General features: G+C 73.7%; 1 protein-coding gene. It reads left to right on the forward strand.

Annotated features, from left to right (window positions below):
* Positions 1–1,186: glycosyltransferase family 39 protein (locus H5J33_RS35935; RefSeq protein WP_258565636.1), on the forward strand; the 1,186-nt coding region annotated here is incomplete at both ends.

Consider the following 1,186-nt stretch of genomic DNA (forward strand, 5'->3'; position numbering starts at 1 on the left):
AGGACCCCCGCTGGGCACGCCCGGCCCTGCTGGTCCTGCTGGCCGCCACCCTCCTGCTCTACCTGTACGGCCTCGGCGCCTCCGGCTACGCCAACTCCTTCTACTCGGCGGCCGTCCAGGCGGGCAGCACGTCCTGGAAGGCGTTCTTCTTCGGCTCGCTGGACGCGGGCAATGCCATCACCGTCGACAAGCCGCCGGCCGCGCTGTGGCCGATGGCGCTGTCCGTGCGCCTGTTCGGCCTGAACTCCTGGGCGATCCTGGCGCCCGAGGTGCTGATGGGCGTGGCGACCGTCGCCGTCGTGTACGCGGCCGTGCGCCGCCGGTTCGGCCCGGTGGCCGGTCTGGTCGCGGGGACGGTGCTGGCGCTCACCCCGGTCGCGGCGCTGATGTTCCGGTTCAACAACCCGGACGCGCTGCTGGCGCTGCTGATGTCGGCGGCCTGCTACCTCGTCGTCCGCGCCCTGGAGGACGGCCGGACCAAGTGGCTGGTGTGGGCCGGGACCGCGGTCGGTTTCGCGTTCCTCGCGAAGACGCTCCAGGCGTTCCTGGTCCTGCCGGCGCTGGCGGTCGTCTACGCGGTGTGCGCCCCGGTGCCGCTGAGGAGGCGCTTCGCCCAGCTGGCCGCGGCGACGCTCGCGCTGGTCGTCTCGGGCGGCTGGTGGGTCGCGGTGGTCGAGCTGTGGCCGGCCTCGTCCCGCCCGTACATCGGCGGCTCGCAGCACAACAGCTTCCTGGAGCTGACCTTCGGCTACAACGGCCTCGGCCGGCTCAACGGCGAGGAGACCGGCAGCGTCGGCGGCGGTGGCGGCGGCCCGCGCGGCGGCGGAATGTGGGGCGAGACCGGCTGGGACCGGATGTTCGGTTCCGAGGTCGGCGGCCAGATCTCCTGGCTGCTGCCCACCGCGCTGATCCTGCTCGCCGCCGGCCTGTTGGCCACGCGCCGGGCCCGCCGGACCTCGGTGACCCGTGCCTCGTTCCTGGTGTGGGGCGGCTCGCTGCTGACGACCACGGTGGTGTTCAGCTACATGGCGGGGATCTTCCACCAGTACTACACGGTGGCCCTCGCCCCCTACCTCGCGGCCGTGACCGGCATGGGCGCCGGGCTGCTGTGGGAGCGGCGGCGCGAGGGGTGGGCGGCCGTCACGCTCGCCGCGTCCCTCGTCGCGGCGGCGGCCTGGGGTTACGT

This window comes from Streptomyces sp. WELS2, from assembly GCF_013870595.1.
Lineage (GTDB): Bacteria > Actinomycetota > Actinomycetes > Streptomycetales > Streptomycetaceae > Streptomyces.